The following is a 17209-nucleotide window of genomic DNA, read 5'->3' on the forward strand; positions in this document are numbered from 1 at the left end:
TTCTTCCTTTCAGGGGGCACCTCATTGAGGTGCCCCCTGAAACGTATTTGGACCGGGAAACAAAACCGGGAACCAAAATGCGGAATCGCGAATTACTTCCGGTGCTCGACAGCCTCGCGGACCTGAACGATCAGCTGAGTCGACTCGTCCATGGACCGGTCCGGAAACAGCGCTACCGCCAGGCTCCCGTTGTCCGCCCAGCCGCAAACCGTCATCGGTCCACCGTCGCCGTTGCTGGTCCCGCACCTCATGGTGCCGCCGAGCGGCCCCGCCGGTACGTCGTGCAGACCGGTGATCGAACCACTGCTGTCGTCGAGCAGTCCCAGCGCGCTTCCCAGCTCTTTGTCCGGCGAGCTGATGCTGCCCGTACCGCCGAACAGCAGAACGACCCGGTCCTTGTTCGCCGGATCGCTGTAGACCGCTCCGGTCGTGGACCTGAGCGCGAGGTCGGCGCCGAGCGCGTCACGGAGATAGTCCGCGGTCTGGGCCGCGTCGGCAGCGGTGTCGTGCCGCAGGGTTCCGATGGTTGCCGGCGTGCTCAACGTGCTGCCGGTGTGGTGCCGCCGCCAGTCGACGACGCCGAGCGTGGCCACAGCCGCGACGAAGACGGCACCGACGGTACCGACAGTGATCCATCGGCGGCGGTGCGACGGTCGCGTGGATTCCTGCGCCTCGTCCTCGTAGACGGGTTCCAGGAGTGGTAGGTCGGACACTCGTGCTCCCTTGGACTGGTCGGTCGGAGCATAACAACGGGCGCCCGTAAACTCGGTGCGTGACGACAAGACGGCAACCCTCGGGTGAGACCCCACGCTCGGGCGACCACGCCTCAGCAAGCACGGATCTGCCCGCCCAGTACCAGCCTGGGGCGGTCGAGCAGTCGCGGTACGAGCGCTGGGTGTCGGCCGGCTATTTCAAGGCCGACCCGACCAGCGACCGGCCGCCCTTTTCGATCGTGATCCCGCCGCCGAACGTGACCGGGTCCCTGCACATTGGCCACGCGCTGGACCACACGATCCAGGACGCCCTGGTGCGCCGGCGGCGGATGCAGGGCTACGAGACCCTGTGGCTGCCCGGTATGGACCACGCCGGGATCGCCACGCAGAACGTGGTCGAGCGCCAGCTCGCCGGCCAGGGTCTCAGCCGGCACGACCTGGGCCGCGACGCGTTCGTCGAGAAGGTCTGGGAGTGGAAGAACACGTCGGGCGGCTCGATCCTGGGCCAGATGCGCCGCCTGGGCGACTCGGTCGACTGGTCGCGCGAGCGGTTCACCATGGACGAGGGCCTGTCCCGTGCGGTACAGACGATCTTCAAGCGGCTGTACGACAATGGGTTGATCTACCGCGCCGAGCGGATCATCAACTGGTGCCCCCGCTGCCTCACCGCCCTGTCCGACATCGAGGTCGAGCACACCGAGGACGAGGGTGAGCTGGTCTCCATCCGGTACAGCGACGACATCGTGGTCGCGACCACCCGGGCCGAGACGATGCTCGGCGACACCGCGGTCGCGGTACACCCGGACGACGAGCGCTACCGCCACCTGGTCGGCACCGAGGTGACCCTGCCGCTGACCGGCCGCCGCATCCCGGTGGTCGCCGATGCGCACGTGGATCCGTCGTTCGGGACCGGTGCGGTGAAGGTGACCCCGGCGCACGACCCCAACGACTTCGAGATCGGCCAGCGGCACGGCCTGCCCAGCATCACGATGATGGACGAGCGCGGTGTGATCACCACACACGGACCGTTCGAGGGGCTGGACCGGTTCGAGGCCCGGCCGGCGGTCGTCGAGGCGCTGCGCGAGGAGGGCCGGATCGTCGCCGAGCGGCGCCCGTACCTGCACTCGGTCGGGCACTGTTCGCGCTGCGGCACCACCGTCGAGCCGAGGCTGTCGCTGCAGTGGTTCGTCAACACCGGCCCGCTGGCCAAGGCGGCCGGCGACGCGGTGCGCGACGGCCGGGTGCGGTTCGAGCCGGCCGAGCTGTCCAAGCGGTACTTCGGCTGGGTCGACAACATGCACGACTGGTGCATCTCCCGGCAGCTGTGGTGGGGCCACCGGATCCCGGTCTGGTACGGGCCGGCCGGCGAAGTGGTCTGCGTGGGCCCGGACGAGGACGCGCCGACCGGCGAGGGTTGGCGGCAGGACGAGGACGTGCTGGACACCTGGTTCTCCTCGGCGCTGTGGCCGTTCTCCACGTTGGGGTGGCCGGCCGACACTCCGGAGCTGCACCGCTTCTACCCGACCAGCGTGCTGGTCACCGGGTACGACATCCTGTTCTTCTGGGTGGCCCGGATGATGATGTTCGGCCTGTACGCGATGGAGGGCCGCCAGCCCTTCGACGTGGTCGCGCTGCACGGCATGGTTCGCGACCAGTACGGCAAGAAGATGTCGAAGTCCTTCGGCAACGTGGTCGACCCGCTGGACTGGATCGAGCGGTTCGGTGCCGATGCGACCCGGTTCACGCTGGCCCGGGGCGCCAACCCGGGCGCGGATGTGCCGGTGTCGGAGGAGTGGACCCAGGGTTCCCGCAACTTCTGCAACAAGCTGTGGAACGCCACCCGCTTCGCGTTGATGAACGGCGCGCGTACCGACGGGCCGTTGCCCCCGGCCGAACGGCTGTCCACCGTGGACCGCTGGATCCTGTCCCGGCTCCAGCACATGGTGCAGGAGGTCGACGAGCAGTTCGAGCGGTACGAGTTCGGCAAGATCTGTGACACGCTCTACCACTTCGCGTGGGACGACGTGTGCGACTGGTACGTCGAGCTGACCAAGCCGGTCATCGGTACCGACCAGAACACCCAGCGGGTGCTCGGGCACGTGCTGGACCAGGTACTGCGGCTGCTGCACCCGATCATCCCGTTCGTCACCGAGGAGTTGTGGCTCGCGCTGAACGGGATCACCGACGAGGCGGCCGGTGACCGGTCGGGCGGACCGGAGTCCATCGTGATCGCCGAGTGGCCCACGCCGGACAAGTCCTACGTCGACGACGCCGCCGAGGTGGAGATCGCCGGCCTGCAGAAGGTGGTCACCGAGGTCCGCCGGTTCCGGTCCGACCAGGGACTCAAGCCGGGGCAGCGGGTCGCCGCCCGGCTGTCAGGCCTGCCGGCCCTCGGCCTGGCTCCGCACGAGTCGCTGATCCGCGCGCTGGTCCGGCTCGATGAGGACGGTGCCGACTTCACCGCGTCCGCGACGTTGCCGATCACCGGCGGCGTCACGGTGGAGTTGGACACCCGGGGCGCGATCGACGTCGCCGCCGAGCGGGCCCGGCTGGAGAAGGATCGCGCGGCGGCCGAGAAGGAACGCGCCGGAGCCGAGGCGAAGCTCGGCAACGCGGAGTTCCTCGCGAAGGCGCCGGAGCAGGTGGTTGCCAAGATCAAAGGTCGGCTCGCGGCAGCCGAGGCGGAGCTGGCGCGGACCAATGCCGCGCTGGTGGCTCTCGGCGGTACGGGCGTGACGACCGAACAACCGGGGGTGCAGTCATGACGGCGGGTACCGCTTTTCCGGGTGGTACCGGGTGAGCGAGCGACAGATAGGTGAGCGCGGCAAAGCCGCTCCCCCCGTGAGGATCAGGAATCAAAGTTGCAGCGCGTTCGTGCCTCATGCCGGACCGCAGCGAAGCGAGGATCCGGCATGAGCGAGGAGTTCGACCGGGTCAACGCCGAGCTGGAGGCGCGCGGATTCGCCCGGATGGTTTTCGACCTGGGTCGCATCGAGTCGCTGCTGGACCTGCTCGGCAGCCCGCAGCGCGCGTACCCGTCGATCCACATCACGGGTACGAACGGCAAGACCTCCACCGCTCGGATGATCGATTCGCTGCTGCGTGCCCACGGGCTGCGGACCGGCCGGTATACGAGCCCGCACCTGGAGACGGTGCGGGAGCGGATCACGATCGAGGGTCAGTCGATCGACGAGGGGCGCTTCGTCGAGGTATACCGCGAGGTCCAGCCGCTCGCCGAACTGGTCGACGCGAAGGTCGGCGAGCAGCTGACCTACTTCGACATGACGACGTCCATGGCGTTCGCGGCGTTCGCCGACGCGCCGGTCGACGTGGCCGTCGTCGAGGTGGGGCTGGGCGGCGTGGACGACTCGACGAACGTGCTGCAGGCGCAGACGTGCGTGATCACACCGATCGGCCTGGACCACACGGAATGGCTCGGCGACACGCTCGCCGACATCGCGACCGCCAAGTCCGGCATCATCTACCAGGGCGCCACGCTGATCCTGGCGGCTCAGGAAGAGGAGGCCGCGGAGCCGATCCTGGAGCGCTGCGTCGAGGTCGGCGCGACGGTGGCCCGGGAGGGCGCCCAGTTCGGCGTGCTGCGACGCGAACTCGCGGTCGGTGGCCAACTGCTCACGATCCAGGGGCTGGGCGGCATCTACGAGGACGTGTTCATTCCGCTGCACGGCGCGCACCAGGCGCAGAACGCGGCCGTGGCGCTGGCCGCCGTGGAGGCGTTCCTGGGCGCCGGTGCCGCCCGGGCACTGGACGGCGAGAACGTACGGGCCGGCTTCGCCGGTGCGACGTCGCCCGGCCGGCTGGAACGGGTACGGACCTCGCCGACCGTCTTGCTGGATGCCGCGCACAATCCGCACGGGATGGCGGCGACGGTCTCCGCGCTGCAGGAGGAGTTCGCGTTCCGGCGGCTGGTCGCGGTCATCGCGATGGCGGCCGACAAGGACGTGGCGGGCGCGCTGGAGCTGCTGGAGCCGGTGGCGGACGCGATCGTGGTGACGCGCAACAGCTCGCCGAGGTCGATGCAGCCGGCACGGCTGGCCGAGCTGGCGACGGAGATCTTCGGCGAGGACCGGGTGTACGTCGAGACCGAGTTGCCCGACGCGATCGAGGCGGCGGTGAACCTGGCCGAGGAGAACATCGACGCCGGCATCAGCGGGGTGGGTGTGCTCATCACCGGTTCGATATTCACCGTGGCCGACGCGCGGAAGCTGCTGCGCCGATGACCGCGCCAGGCGACGAGACCGGCAAGCCGGCCGACCCGCGCCGGGCCAGCGCTCAGCAGGCCGACCCGCAGCCGGGCGGCGCGCAGCCGGCCGACGTGCAGCGGACCAACGCTCAGGAGATCGACGGACAGCCGGCCGACGGGCAGCCGGCCGAGGCTCAGCAGGTCGACGGGTCGGACGGTGAGGGCCCCCGGTCGGGGCTGCGCAATCCGGCCGGGGCGGTACGCGGCGTCGGTGCCGGGACGCTGGTGCTGGAAGCGATCGTCCTGCTGCTCGCGATCGTGCCGCTGACCAAGCTCGGCGGGGTGCACTCGCCCGGCGCCGCCATCGGTGCGGTCCTCGGCCTGGTGGTGCTGTGCGTCGTACTGGCTGGGCTGCTGAGGCACCGCTGGGCGTGGTACGCCGGCATCGTCCTGCAGGTCGCGTTGTTCGCCTGCGGGCTGTTCCACATCGCGTTGGCCGTGCTCGGAGTGCTGTTCGGCGCGGTGTGGGGGTACGTGCTCTACGTGCGCCGCAGCGTCACCGGATAGGACGGCGTCACCGGATAGGGCAGCGTCACCGGGTAAGGCAGCGTCACCGGGTGGGGCGGGGCGGTTAGCGCAGGTCCCACCGGATCAGCGCGATGCCGTGCCCGTCCGGGTCGCGGAACGCCGCCGACCACAGCTCCAGCTGGTCGTACCGGCTGACCGCACGCGGCCGGTGGACGAACTCGATGCCGCGCGAGCGGAGATCCTCGTACGCGGCGTGGACGTCCGGCACCTCGAGCATCAGGTGTACCAGTCGCCGGTCGACCGGCTCCATGTCGACCACCCTGCGCAGCTCGATCCGGCAGTCGCCGGACTCCAGGACGGCGCTGCCCAGCCCCATGTCGACCTGGATGAAGCCGAGCGTGTCGCGGTAGAAGGCCACCGAGCGGCCCAGGTGCGACACGAACAGCGTGACGCTCACACCTCGCACGCCGTCGGGTTCCGGCTGTCCGGGCGGTGGCGTCACGGCCAGGTACGCGTCGGATATCTCGCCGTCCTCGGCGAGGTCGCCGACGACCGATGAGCGCGGCATGGCCGGTACCGCCGGCTCGGCCGACAGCACGTGCTCGACCCGCAGCGACCCCCCGCGCCTGCCCGGCGGGGCGGTGGTCGTGGCCGACGCGGCCGGCTCCTTCACCGGCCGGTCCTCCACGGTGCGCGCCGCGCTCGACGCGGCGCCGGCCGCCGCGGCCGGACTCGCGTCCGCAACGGAGGTCGGGGCGGTGTCTGCGGCCGGACCGGCGTCCGGTGCGGCGGGCCGGGTGGGGCTCGCGGTGGTCGGGGAGGATGCCGTCGCGGTACCGGCGGCCGGGCCGAGGTCGGTCAGGTCGGTCGGATCGGGTACCAGGATGGTGTCGGTCGCCCGGGTCGGGTCGGTGACCGGCGGCGGTTCGGCGGTCATCACCGCACCCTGGCCGGGTGATTCGATCATTTCGTCACGGACCGGCCGGCGCGGGCGGGGGGACGGGCGGCGCCGGACGGGCCGCCGTACCGGCTCGTCGGGGCGCCCGGTGGGCGGCGGGTTTCCGGCAGGTGGCCGTATCCCCGCGGACTCGGCCACCCCAGCGGACTCACGGACGCCGGAGGATTCCCGGATGCCCGGGGATTCCCGGATGCCCGGTGATTCCTGGATGCCCGGGGACTCCTGTGGGCCCGTGGACTCCGGCGGGGCCGGGGGTTCCCGGTCGCCGGACGGCTTCACGTCACCGGCCGGCCAGAGCGCGTCGACCAGCGGGGCGTCGATCGGCGGGCCGTCGTCCGCCGGGCCGCTGCCGGTCGGTTCGTCGGCCGGTCGCCGGGCGGCCGGAACGTCCTTGACCGGAAAGTCGTTGACCAGAACCGGGTCGGCCAGACCTCCGCGGCCGGAGACCTCGCCGCCCGGGACTCTCTCGCCGGGAACCCCGCCGCCGAGAATGTCGTCACCGAGAACGTCGTCGCCCGGGATCTCGTCGTCCGGCGGCAGTGCCTCGTCGGGGTCGGGAAACACCAGGTCGGGGATCGCGTCCAGGTCGTCGTCCGCCGACGAGACCCGGAACACCGTCGGGTCCATCAGGTCCAGCTCGATCACCCGGCTCGCCGGGTCGACGCTGGGCATCGGCTCCTGCTCCGGGTCCTCCTGGTAGTCCTCGTCGAGCAGGTCGCCGAGGTAGGCGTCCTCGACCGGGGTCTCCTCGGTGGCCTCCTCGCCGAGCAGGCCGTCGGCGACATCGGCGTGGGAGCGGACGTTGTCCCACAGCACGCGTACCCGTCGCCGGTCGCCGATGGCCACCAGGATCGGCAGCGTGCTGCCCTCGTGCGGCCACTTCGACACGGGTACGCCGGTCTCGCGGATCTTCACGGCCACGTCGTCGGTACCGGGTGCGTGCACGATCAACTGCATCGTGCACCGCCCGTACAGGGCCGACGCCGGCGGAGGCGAGCAGCTCTGAACGTTGGCGGTACCGGGCACGTACGCGAACTCGCGGCTGTTGAGCGCGGAGACGACGTACAGCCCTATGCCGGCGGCCAGTACGGCAAGTCCCAGCGCCGCCATCACCCAGCTGCTGGCTCCGGCGCTGGCGCAGATCATGAAGACCGCCAGCACCCCCAGCACGACCGAGACAACGGTGCGACTGGTGGACACCGTCCAACGGCGGGTGCTCGGCACGCGGAACCTCCCGGGTGTTTTGCCAGGCTAATTCGCCAGGCTAAGCGGCTTTGGTCGGACGCGAAAGGCCCAATCGGGACACGCTGGGTATGAACCTTCGCCCGGCGACTGGTCCGGGTCGACGCGCGGCGCCGGGCCTGCCGAGCTAGACCGGCCGTGACCAGTCCCGGGTCGTCGCGCGGCGCCAGACACGCCGAGCCCGACCAGTCGGCAACCCGTCGATCGCGGCAGCGGCCGCGCCGGGCATCTGCCGGACCGGCGGCGTCCGGGCCACCGGAGCCGGTTAGGCTCACCGTGAGGCGAAGGAGGCCAACGTGTCCGAGCGCACGCTCGTATTGATCAAGCCAGACGCGGTACGCCGTGGGCTGGTCGGTGAGATCACCGGCCGGCTGGAGCGCAAGGGACTGGCGATCGAGGCGCTGGTGTTGCGCACCATGGATGCCGAACTGGCCGATCAGCACTATGCCGAGCACGTGGACAAGGCGTTCTACCCGCCGCTGAAGGAGTTCATGACCAGCGGGCCGCTGGTCGCCGCGGTGTTCTCCGGGGACCAGGCGATCGACGTGGTACGGGCACTGGTCGGCAAGACCGACGGCCGGGCGGCGGCGGCCGGCACGATCCGAGGCGACTTCTCGCTGTCCAACCGGGAAAACCTGGTGCACGCCTCCGACTCGCCGGACAGCGCCAAGCGCGAGATCGCGCTCTGGTTCCCCGAGCTGTCCGTCTGACCTTCGGGCGGCCCGACCGGGCGGCCCGAAGGAGCCGCCCGGCGCGGCCTCGGCTCCGCCGACGCTCTCGGCTCGGCCGAACTCGCTGACGCCTCGGCTCTGCCGAGCTCGCCGACACCGTCGACCTGACCCGCCGGTTCGCCGGGTGGGTCAGCCGGGCGTCAGCCGGGTGGGTCAGCCGAACGACCGCAGCTTGTCCGGGTTCAGGATCACGTACACCCGGGCGATCTGGCCGTCCTCGATCGCGACGGCCAGGATCCGGCGGATTCCTCCCCGCCGGAAGGTCAGCGCGGGCAGTCCACCCAGTTCCAGCATCGTGATCTCCAGCGGCCACATCGGGCCGTACCACCGGGTGAAGGCGCGGGCGACCCGGTCGCGTCCGTGGACCGGCTTGCGCGCCGCGTTCGCTTTCCCGCCCCCGTCGGTCCAGGCGACCACGTCGGCGCGCAGCAGTTCGGCCAGCCCGGCCAGGTCGCCGGCCTGCGCCGCGGCCATGAACCGGTGCAGCAGCTGCGCGTGCCGCTCGCGGTCGGTGGAGAACCGGGCGGTGCCGCCGATTCGCTCGCTCGCCCGGTGGTACAGCTGGCGGCAGTGCTCCGGGCTGCGCTCGATGATCTCCGCGATCTCGTCGTACGGGACGTCGAACGCGGTACGCAGCACGTACACCGCGCGCTCCGGCGGGTTCAGCCGTTCCAGCAGGTGCAGGGTCGCGATCGACACCGAGTCGCGCTGTTCGACCGTGTCCAGGGGCCCCAGCACCGCCGGGTCGGCCACCACCGGCTCGGGCAGCCAGGGGCCGGCGTACGGCTCGGCGTTGCGCTGGCGCAGCCGGTCCAGCGCCAGCCGGCCGACGGTACGGGACAGGTAGCGCCTGGGCTCCCGTACCGCCGACCGGTCGGCGCCGGCCCACCGCAGGTACGCGTCCTGGATCACGTCCTCTGCGTCCCAGGCCGTGCCGAGCAGCCGGTACGCGAGCCCGAACAGCATCGGCCGGTGCGCCAGGAAGGGCCCGGCCACGTCCGGGGACGCGACCGGGTGACGGGGACTGGCGGTCAGACCGTCTCCGGCGGGGTCGTCCTGCTGGTGATCGAGATTCGGTTCCACACGTTGATAGTCGCAATGGCCAAGACCAGGTTCGCGACCTCCTCGGCGGACCACACCGCGCGCGCCTGGTCGAAGACCTCGTCGCTGACCCCGTGCGACCCCAGCCGGGTCACCTCGTCGGTCAGCGCCAGCGCGGCCCGTTCCCGCTCGGTGAACAGCGGCGACTCGAGCCACGCCCCCACGGCGAACAGCCGCCGGCTGTCCTCGCCGCCGGCCAGGGCGTCACGGCTGTGCATGTCGACGCAGAACGAGCAGCCGTTGAGGATCGAGGCGCGCAGCTTGATCAGGTGCAGCACCGTGTGGTCGACGTTGGCCGACACGTACTTTTCCAGCCCGAAGATCGCCGCGTACCCCTCGGGAACCAGCTCCCGCATCTTCAATCGATTGTTCATGCCCGAACGACAGCCGAGGGGGGTCCGGCGTGACAGGGCCGGGGTGTGACCCAGCCGACACCGGGTCGCGATGCGACGGTCAACGGTGACCAGGGGCGGAAGCCAGATCGGGTACGCTGGATGGCGCAGGCGATGATCCGGCCATCACCGGTGAGCCTCCGGAAGAACAGGCGCCGCGGCCAGCGGCAGTCCCCAGTAGAACCGGACGGGTTCGGCCCGTCACAGCCGACCGACGAGCGGGTGGCTTCTCCGAGCCACCAAGCGAGGTGGTACCGCGGGTTGACCGCCGCATCGGGCGGACGACTCGTCCTCGCGTGGACCGTGCCATATCGAGCACTCCGCGAGGAGACCGCACCCATGAGCTACCCCAAGAATTCTGAGCGGGCTGGGGTTCCGGCCAGCCCGAACCTGCCCGAGCTGGAGCGGGGCGTCCTGGACTTCTGGGCCGCCGACAAGACCTTCGAGGCGTCCGTGGAGTCCCGGCCGGCGGGCAACGAGTACGTCTTCTACGACGGCCCGCCGTTCGCCAACGGGCTGCCCCACTACGGTCACCTGCTGACCGGGTACGTCAAAGACGTGGTGCCGCGCTACCAGACCATGCGCGGGCGCCGGGTGGAGCGCCGGTTCGGCTGGGACTGCCACGGCCTGCCCGCCGAGGTGGAGGCCGAGAAGCAGCTCGGCATCACCACCAAGGCCGAGATCCTGGATCTGGGCGTCGACCGGTTCAACGACGCGTGCCGCACGTCCGTGCTGCGGTACACCCAGGAGTGGGAGCGGTACGTCACCCGGCAGGCCCGCTGGGTCGACTTCGCCAACGACTACAAGACGCTCGACCGTGACTACATGGAGAGCGTGGCGTGGGCCTTCAAGTCCCTGTACGACAAGGGTCTGATCTACGAGGGCTTCCGGGTGCTGGCCTACTGCTGGCGGTGCGAGACCCCGCTGTCGAACACCGAGACCCGGATGGACGACGTGTACCGGGACCGGACCGACCCGGCGTCGACGGTGTGGTTCCAGTTGGCCGCCGGGCCGCCGGCGCCCGCCGGAGCGTCAGCGGAGGCGAAGCTGGCCAGCGAACCCGCGAGAATCCTCGCCTGGACGACCATGCCGTGGACGCTGGTGCCCAACGTCGCACTGGTGGTCGGGCCGGACATCGACTACGCCGTACTGGAGCACGAAGGCAACCGGTACATCCTGGCCGAGTCGCGGCTGTCGGCGTACCAGAAGGAGTTCGCCGGGGCCGAGCGGGTCGGCACGCTCAAGGGCAGCGAGTTGGTCGGACGCCGGTACGAGCCGCTGTTCGACTTCCTCGTCGACCGGCTGGCCGACGTGCCGGCGGCGTTCACCGTACTGGCCGGGGACTTCGTGTCCACTGAGGACGGTACCGGTGTCGTGCAGGTCGCCCCGTCGCACGGTGAGGACGACTTCAACGTCTGCACCGCGGCCGGCATCCCGACCATCCTGACCGTCGACGACCACACCCGGTTCACCTCGATCGCGCCGCGGTTCGAGGGCTTGCAGGTGTTCGAGGCGAACAAGCCGCTGCTGCGCGAGTTGCGGGAGCGCGGCGTGCTGGTGCGCCAGGACTCCTACGTGCACTCGTACCCGCACTGCTGGCGGTGCGACACCCCGTTGGTCTACAAGGCACTGTCGTCCTGGTTCGTCGCGGTCAGCACGTTCAAGGACCGCATGGTCGAGCTGAACCAGCAGATCGACTGGACTCCGGCGCACATCAAGGAGGGCTCGTTCGGCAAGTGGCTGGCCAACGCGCGGGACTGGTCGATCAGCCGCAACCGGTTCTGGGGCTCACCGATCCCGGTGTGGAAGTCCGACGACCCGAACTACCCGAGGGTCGACGTGTACGGGTCGATCGCCGACCTGGAGCGGGACTTCGGTGTACGGATCACCGACCTGCACCGCCCAGTGATCGACGAACTGACCCGGCCCAACCCGGACGATCCGACCGGCAGGTCGGTGATGCGCCGGGTTCCCGAGGTGCTGGACTGCTGGTTCGAGTCCGGCTCGATGCCGTTCGCCCAGGTGCACTACCCGTTCGAGAACCGGGAGTGGTTCGAAAGCCACTACCCGGGTGACTTCATCGTGGAGTACATCGGGCAGGTACGCGGCTGGTTCTACACCATGCACGTGCTGGCGACCGCGTTGTTCGACCGGCCGGCGTTCCGCAGCGCGACGGTGCACGGCATCCTGCTCGGCTCGGACAACCGCAAGATGTCCAAGAGCCTGCGCAACTACCCGGACGTCTATGAGATGTTCGACCTGTACGGGTCGGACGCGATGCGCTGGATGCTGATGTCCTCGCCGGTGCTGCGGGGCGGCGACATGCCGGTCACCGACAGCGCGATCCGGGACGCGGTACGGCAGGTGCTCCTTCCACTGTGGAACGTCTGGTACTTCTTCTCGTTGTACGCCAACGCGGACGGGTACGAGGCGAGCTGGCGCACCGACGAACGCCGCCTTGCCGATCCGGCCCAAGCGCCGGCTCGCGACTCCGGCCACCTGCTCGACCGGTACGTGCTGGCCAAGACCAGGGAACTGGTCGAGGCGACCCAGGCACAGCTGGACACGCAGGACATCAGCGGGGCGTGCGCGTCGGTACGGTCCTATCTGGACGCTCTGACGAACTGGTACGTGCGCCGTTCGCGCGACCGGTTCTGGTCCGGCGACCGGGACGCGTTCGACACGCTCTACACCGTGCTGGAGACGCTGTGCCGGGTGTTCGCCCCGCTGGCGCCGCTGACCGCCGAGCAGATCTGGCGCGGACTGACCGGCGGCCGGTCGGTGCACCTGACCGACTGGCCGGACGCGACGGCATTCCCGGCCGACCACGCGCTTGTGTCCACAATGGACAAGGTGCGGGACGTGTCCTCGGCGGCCCTGTCGCTGCGCAAGGCGCGCGGGTTGCGGGTGCGGCTGCCGCTGGCCTCGCTGACCGTGGCCGCCCCCGACGTGGAGGCGCTGCGGCCGTTCGCCGACCTCATCGCCGATGAGGTCAACGTGAAGTCGGTGGAGCTGACCGGAAACCTGGCGGGCTACTGCGAGCGGGTGCTGACGGTGGTGCCGCGGGTGCTCGGCCCGCGGCTGGGCGGCCAGGTGCAGCAGGTGATCCGGGCGGTGAAGAGCGGTGACTGGTCGGCCTCCGACGCCGGTGTCATCGCCGGCGGCGTGACCCTGAACGAGGGGGAGTACGACCTGAAACTGGTCGCCGCGGACGCCGACCGCTCCGCGCCGCTGCCCGGCGGCGAGGGTGTGGTCGTGCTGGACACCGAGATCACCCCGGAGCTGTACGTCGAGGGACTGGCCCGGGACGTGGTCCGGGTCGTGCAGCAGGCCCGGCGGGAGGCCGGCCTGGACGTGTCCGACCGCGTCCGGGCGACGGTGGAGGCCGGCCCGGAGGTCGCCATGGCGGTGGAGCGCCACCGGGACTTCGTGGCCGAGGAGACGCTCGCTGTGTCGCTGGAACTCGGGTCGGTGGGCGAGTCCGGCTTCGCCGGCGAGGCGGGCGACGGCGAGCCGGTACGCGTGGCGGTCGCCCGCGCGTAGCGCACGCGGACGGCGCCCCGACCTGTCGAAGGCCGGGGCGCCGTGGTGCCCCGGCCGTGGCGTCGACGACCGTGGCTTTGCCGAGGTCGGGGCCGGTGGGTGGCGTAAGTCTCTGGATTCCGGGTTTCCTCGGCGGGCGAGCACCGGTGGGCTACCGTGGAGCCCCTTCATTCGCGGGACCGGAGGCCCTGATTGTCAGCGCTGTACACCTTGGGGCGGTACACGGTGTCCCCGGTCGTCCGCGGGCTGTGGCGGCCGTGGACCGACGGCCTGGCGAACATCCCGGCCGAGGGCCCGGCCGTCCTGGCCAGCAATCACCTGTCCGTCGCCGACTCGGTGTTCCTGCCGATCCTGTCGCCACGGGAGATCACGTTTCTGGCCAAGGCCGAGTACTTCACCGGCGACGGGCTGCGGGGGCGGGCGACCGCGGCGTTCATGCGTGGCGTGCGGCAGATTCCGGTCGAGCGGGGCAACGGCCGGGCGGCACTGTCCGCGCTGGAGATCGCGCTGACGGTGTTGAAGAACGGGGATCTGTTCGGTATCTACCCGGAGGGCACCCGGTCACCGGACGGCAAGCTGCACCGCGGCCACACCGGCATCGCCCGGATCGTCCTGGACGCCCGGGTTCCGGTGATCCCGGTCGCGATGATCAATACCGACAAGGTTCAGCCGATCGGTGCCCGGTTGCCCCGTCTCGGCCACGCGATCGGGGTACGGGTCGGTCCCGCCCTGGACTATTCGGCGCAGGCCGACGGGCCGCGCAACCCGAAGCTGCTGCGCGAGATCACCGACGACATCATGGCGCACATCCGGCGGCTGTCCGGTCAGGACTACGTCGACCGGTACGCCAGCCGGGACAAGGCGCCGGGCTGAGCGGGCGGGACCAGGCGGGCTGAGCGCGGCCCGGACACGGCGCCGGGCTGAGCCGGGCGACCTGCCCGGATACCGCCGGTGAGCGGGCCACCACCCGGGCCGGACCGGTGCGCCGCGTACCCTGGCCATTATGAGTGTGGCGTCTGATGCCGGTACGAGCCCGTCGACGGCCCCGACTGTCTGGCCCCAACTGGAGCGGTTGCTGCCCCTGATCAGCAAGCCCATCCAGTACGTGGGCGGAGAGCTGGGCGCGACCGTCAAGGACTGGGACACGGCCTCGGTGCGCTGGGCGCTGATGTACCCGGACGCGTACGAGGTGGGCCTGCCCAACCAGGGTGTGCAGATCCTCTACGAGGTGCTGAACGAGCTTCCCGACGTACTCGCCGAGCGCACCTACGCGGTCTGGCCCGACCTGGAGAAGCTGATGCGGGAGCACGGCGTCCCGCAGTTCACCGTCGACTCGCACCGGCCGGTAGGGGCGTTCGACCTGCTCGGCGTCTCGTTCTCCACCGAGCTGGGCTACACCAACCTGCTCACCGCGCTGCACCTGGCCGGCATCCCGCTGTCCGCCGTCGACCGGGGCGCCGGGGACCCGGTCGTGGTCGCCGGCGGGCACGCCGCGTTCAACCCCGAGCCGATCGCCGAGTTCATCGACGCCGCCGTGCTGGGCGACGGCGAAGAGGCGGTACTGGAGATAACCGAGATCGTCCGGCGGTGGAAGGCCGAGGGATCGCCGGGCGGGCGCGACGAACTGCTGCTGCGCCTGGCCCGCACCGAGTCGGTCTACGTACCCCGCTTCTACGACGTGGACTACCTGCCCGACGGGCGCATCCAGCGGGTGGTGCCGAACCGGCCGGACGTGCCGTTCCGGGTACACAAGCGCACCACGATGGACCTGGACGCCTGGCCGTACCCGAAGAAGCCGCTGGTACCGCTCGCGGAGACGGTGCACGAGCGGTACGCGGTGGAGATCTTCCGGGGCTGCACCCGGGGCTGCCGCTTCTGCCAGGCCGGGATGATCACCCGGCCGGTCCGGGAGCGGTCCATCACCACGGTCGGGCAGATGGTGGCCGAGGGGCTGGAGTTCTCCGGGTTCCGGGAGGTCGGCCTGCTCTCGCTGTCGTCGGCCGACCACTCCGAGATCGGGGACATCTGCTCCGGGCTGGCCACCGCGTACGAGGGCAGCAACGTGTCGCTCTCGCTGCCCAGCACCCGGGTGGACGCGTTCAACATCACGCTGGCCGAGGAACTGTCCCGGGGCGGCCGGCGCACCGGCCTGACGTTCGCGCCGGAGGGTGGTTCGGAGCGGATCCGTCGCGTGATCAACAAGATGGTGTCCGAGGAGGACCTGATCCGCACCGTGGTGACCGCCTACACCCACGGCTGGCGCCAGGTGAAGCTGTACTTCATGTGCGGCCTGCCCACCGAGACCGACGACGACGTGGTGCAGATCGCCCGACTCGCACACGAGGTGATCAAGGCCGGGCGGCAGGCCACCGGGTCGAAGGACATCCGCTGCACGGTGTCCATCGGCGGGTTCGTGCCCAAGCCGCACACCCCGTTCCAGTGGGCGCCGATGTCCTCCCCGGAGGTCATCGACAACCGGCTGCGGCTGCTGAAGCAGGCGATCAACTCGGACCGGTCGCTGGGCCGGGCGATCGGGTACCGGTACCACGACGGTCAGCCCTCGCTCATCGAAGGGCTGCTGGCCCGGGGTGACCGCCGGGTCGGTGCGGTGATCCGCCGGGTGTGGGAGCAGGGCGGCCGGTTCGACGGCTGGTCGGAGCATTTCTCGTACCAGCGGTGGATCGACGCGGCGACCGAGGTGCTGCCCGCCTTCGGGGTGGATCTGGACTGGTACACGACCCGGGAGCGCGAAGAGCTGGAAGTCCTGCCCTGGGACCACCTGGACTCCGGGCTGGACAAGGACTGGCTGTGGAAGGACTGGCAGGACGCCCTGTCCGAGTACGAACAGGATGACTGCCGGTGGACGCCGTGTTTCGACTGCGGCGTCTGTCCGAGCATGGACACCGAGATCCAGATCGGGCCCAGTGGGCGCACCATGCTCCCGTTGACCCCGGTAAGCGGTAACGGCCTGCGCGTACCGGCGGAGGCCCGATGACGCCGAAGCGGCAGCCGGAGGCCAATCAGGAGCCGGTTGTCCAGCGCATCCGGATCCGGTATGCCAAGCGCGGCCCGCTGCGGTTCACCTCGCACCGCGACTTCGCCCGTGCGTTCGAGCGGGCGGTGCAGCGGGCCGGGGTACCGATCGCGTACTCGCAGGGGTTCACGCCGCACCCCCGCATCTCGTACGCGAGCGCGGCACCCACCGGCACGGGCAGCGAGGCGGAGTATCTCGAGGTCGGCCTGCGAGCGGTTGTCGACCCGGATGACCTGGTCAAGGCGCTGGACGCGGCCCTGTCGCCCGGGCTGGACGTGCTGGAGGCGGTCGAGGCGCGGGGCGGGGCGCTCGCCGAGCGGATCGACGCCTCGCACTGGCGGATCGAGCTTCCCGGGACGGATCCGGAGGCGGTGGATCGGGCCGTGGCGGCGTTCGAGGCGACCGCCGAGGTGCCCGTCTCCCGGCTGACCAAGCAGGGCACCCGGACCTTCGATGCCCGGGGTCCGGTGGTCAGGATCTCGGCCGCCGCGGCGCCCAGCGAGGGTGACGGCCGAACATGTGCCATACTCGACCTTGTTGTACGGCAGGTCACCCCTACCGTACGACCCGATGACGTCCTGTCTGGCCTGCGCGTTGTGGCCGACCTGGAGCTGCCGGTCCCGCCAAGGGCGATCCGGCTGGCGCAGGGATCGCTGACCGCGCAGGGCGAATTGGTCGATCCGCTGTTCGCGGATCGGGATGGGGCGGCCAGCGGCGCTCCGCCGGTTTAGGCGGGGTTGGCAGACTTCGGCGCGCGCGCTTC

At 70.6% G+C, this 17209-nt stretch carries 12 protein-coding genes; 8 read left to right on the forward strand and 4 right to left on the reverse strand.

Translation table 11 applies throughout. From position 1 onward, the window contains the following. Positions 1 to 92: 92 nt before the first annotated feature. Positions 93 to 713: a hypothetical protein gene (locus Raf01_RS40235; RefSeq protein ID WP_203923383.1), complete on the reverse strand. Its 621-nt coding sequence runs from the start codon at positions 711 to 713 to the stop codon at positions 93 to 95. A 128-nt stretch (positions 714 to 841) separates the two neighbouring features. On the opposite strand from Raf01_RS40235, the gene Raf01_RS40240 reads away from it, so the two are divergent. From Raf01_RS40240 to Raf01_RS40250, 3 genes are all read left to right on the forward strand, one after another. Beyond that, positions 842 to 3478 (forward strand): valine--tRNA ligase, encoded by a 2637-nt coding sequence (locus Raf01_RS40240; RefSeq protein ID WP_203923463.1) that lies wholly within the window; start codon positions 842 to 844, stop codon positions 3476 to 3478. 147 nt (positions 3479 to 3625) lie between these two features. After that, a complete protein-coding gene (locus Raf01_RS40245; RefSeq protein WP_203923384.1) occupies positions 3626 to 4954 on the forward strand; it encodes a bifunctional folylpolyglutamate synthase/dihydrofolate synthase in 1329 nt (442 codons plus the stop codon). Then, entirely contained in the window at positions 4951 to 5484 is a 534-nt protein-coding gene (locus Raf01_RS40250; RefSeq protein WP_203923385.1) for a DUF4233 domain-containing protein, read from the forward strand. The genes Raf01_RS40245 and Raf01_RS40250 overlap by 4 nt, the downstream gene beginning before the upstream one ends. 64 nt (positions 5485 to 5548) lie before the next feature. Here the strand turns inward: Raf01_RS40250 and Raf01_RS50150 are convergent, their stop codons facing one another. Then, positions 5549 to 7627 (reverse strand): VOC family protein, encoded by a 2079-nt coding sequence (locus Raf01_RS50150; protein WP_239134339.1) that lies wholly within the window; start codon positions 7625 to 7627, stop codon positions 5549 to 5551. 314 nt (positions 7628 to 7941) lie between these two features. Here Raf01_RS50150 and ndk point away from each other — a divergent pair, with 314 nt between their 5' ends. Further along, positions 7942 to 8355 (forward strand): nucleoside-diphosphate kinase, encoded by a 414-nt coding sequence (gene ndk / locus Raf01_RS40260; RefSeq protein WP_203923386.1) that lies wholly within the window; start codon positions 7942 to 7944, stop codon positions 8353 to 8355. Positions 8356 to 8529: 174 nt separating this feature from the next. On the opposite strand, the gene sigJ is transcribed toward ndk, so the two are convergent. Together sigJ and Raf01_RS40270 are read right to left on the reverse strand one after the other, a co-directional pair. Further along, positions 8530 to 9459: an RNA polymerase sigma factor SigJ gene (gene sigJ, locus Raf01_RS40265; RefSeq protein WP_239134340.1), complete on the reverse strand. Its 930-nt coding sequence runs from the start codon at positions 9457 to 9459 to the stop codon at positions 8530 to 8532. After that, positions 9408 to 9851, reverse strand: coding sequence for a carboxymuconolactone decarboxylase family protein (locus Raf01_RS40270; RefSeq protein WP_203923387.1), 444 nt, complete (start codon positions 9849 to 9851; stop codon positions 9408 to 9410). The genes sigJ and Raf01_RS40270 overlap by 52 nt, the downstream gene beginning before the upstream one ends. Before the next feature lie 357 nt (positions 9852 to 10208). On the opposite strand from Raf01_RS40270, the gene ileS reads away from it, so the two are divergent. The 4 genes from ileS to Raf01_RS40290 all read left to right on the forward strand — a co-directional run bounded on the left by ileS (position 10209) and on the right by Raf01_RS40290 (position 17177). Next, entirely contained in the window at positions 10209 to 13412 is a 3204-nt protein-coding gene (gene ileS / locus Raf01_RS40275; protein ID WP_203923388.1) for an isoleucine--tRNA ligase, read from the forward strand. A gap of 192 nt (positions 13413 to 13604) precedes the next feature. Beyond that, positions 13605 to 14285 carry a lysophospholipid acyltransferase family protein gene (locus Raf01_RS40280; protein WP_203923389.1) on the forward strand — a complete coding sequence of 227 codons (681 nt, stop codon included), beginning with the start codon at positions 13605 to 13607 and terminating at the stop codon, positions 14283 to 14285. A 130-nt stretch (positions 14286 to 14415) separates the two neighbouring features. Further along, positions 14416 to 16407, forward strand: coding sequence for a TIGR03960 family B12-binding radical SAM protein (locus Raf01_RS40285; RefSeq protein WP_203923390.1), 1992 nt, complete (start codon positions 14416 to 14418; stop codon positions 16405 to 16407). Beyond that, positions 16404 to 17177: a TIGR03936 family radical SAM-associated protein gene (locus tag Raf01_RS40290; RefSeq protein ID WP_203923391.1), complete on the forward strand. Its 774-nt coding sequence runs from the start codon at positions 16404 to 16406 to the stop codon at positions 17175 to 17177. The genes Raf01_RS40285 and Raf01_RS40290 overlap by 4 nt, the downstream gene beginning before the upstream one ends. The last annotated feature ends 32 nt before the right edge of the window (positions 17178 to 17209 follow it).

Source organism: Rugosimonospora africana (assembly GCF_016862975.1).
GTDB classification, from domain to species: domain Bacteria; phylum Actinomycetota; class Actinomycetes; order Mycobacteriales; family Micromonosporaceae; genus Rugosimonospora; species Rugosimonospora africana.

Excerpts from the sequence above, each read along its gene's own strand:
- Raf01_RS40285 (WP_203923390.1), top strand. The coding sequence starts at position 14,416 with ATGAGTGTGGCGTCTGATGCCGGTACGAGCCCGTCGACGGCCCCGACT.
- Raf01_RS40245 (WP_203923384.1), top strand. The coding sequence starts at position 3,626 with ATGAGCGAGGAGTTCGACCGGGTCAACGCCGAGCTGGAGGCGCGCGGA.
- ileS (WP_203923388.1), top strand. The coding sequence starts at position 10,209 with ATGAGCTACCCCAAGAATTCTGAGCGGGCTGGGGTTCCGGCCAGCCCG.
- Raf01_RS40290 (WP_203923391.1), top strand. The coding sequence starts at position 16,404 with ATGACGCCGAAGCGGCAGCCGGAGGCCAATCAGGAGCCGGTTGTCCAG.
- Raf01_RS40270 (WP_203923387.1), bottom strand. The coding sequence starts at position 9,851 with ATGAACAATCGATTGAAGATGCGGGAGCTGGTTCCCGAGGGGTACGCG.
- Raf01_RS40250 (WP_203923385.1), top strand. The coding sequence starts at position 4,951 with ATGACCGCGCCAGGCGACGAGACCGGCAAGCCGGCCGACCCGCGCCGG.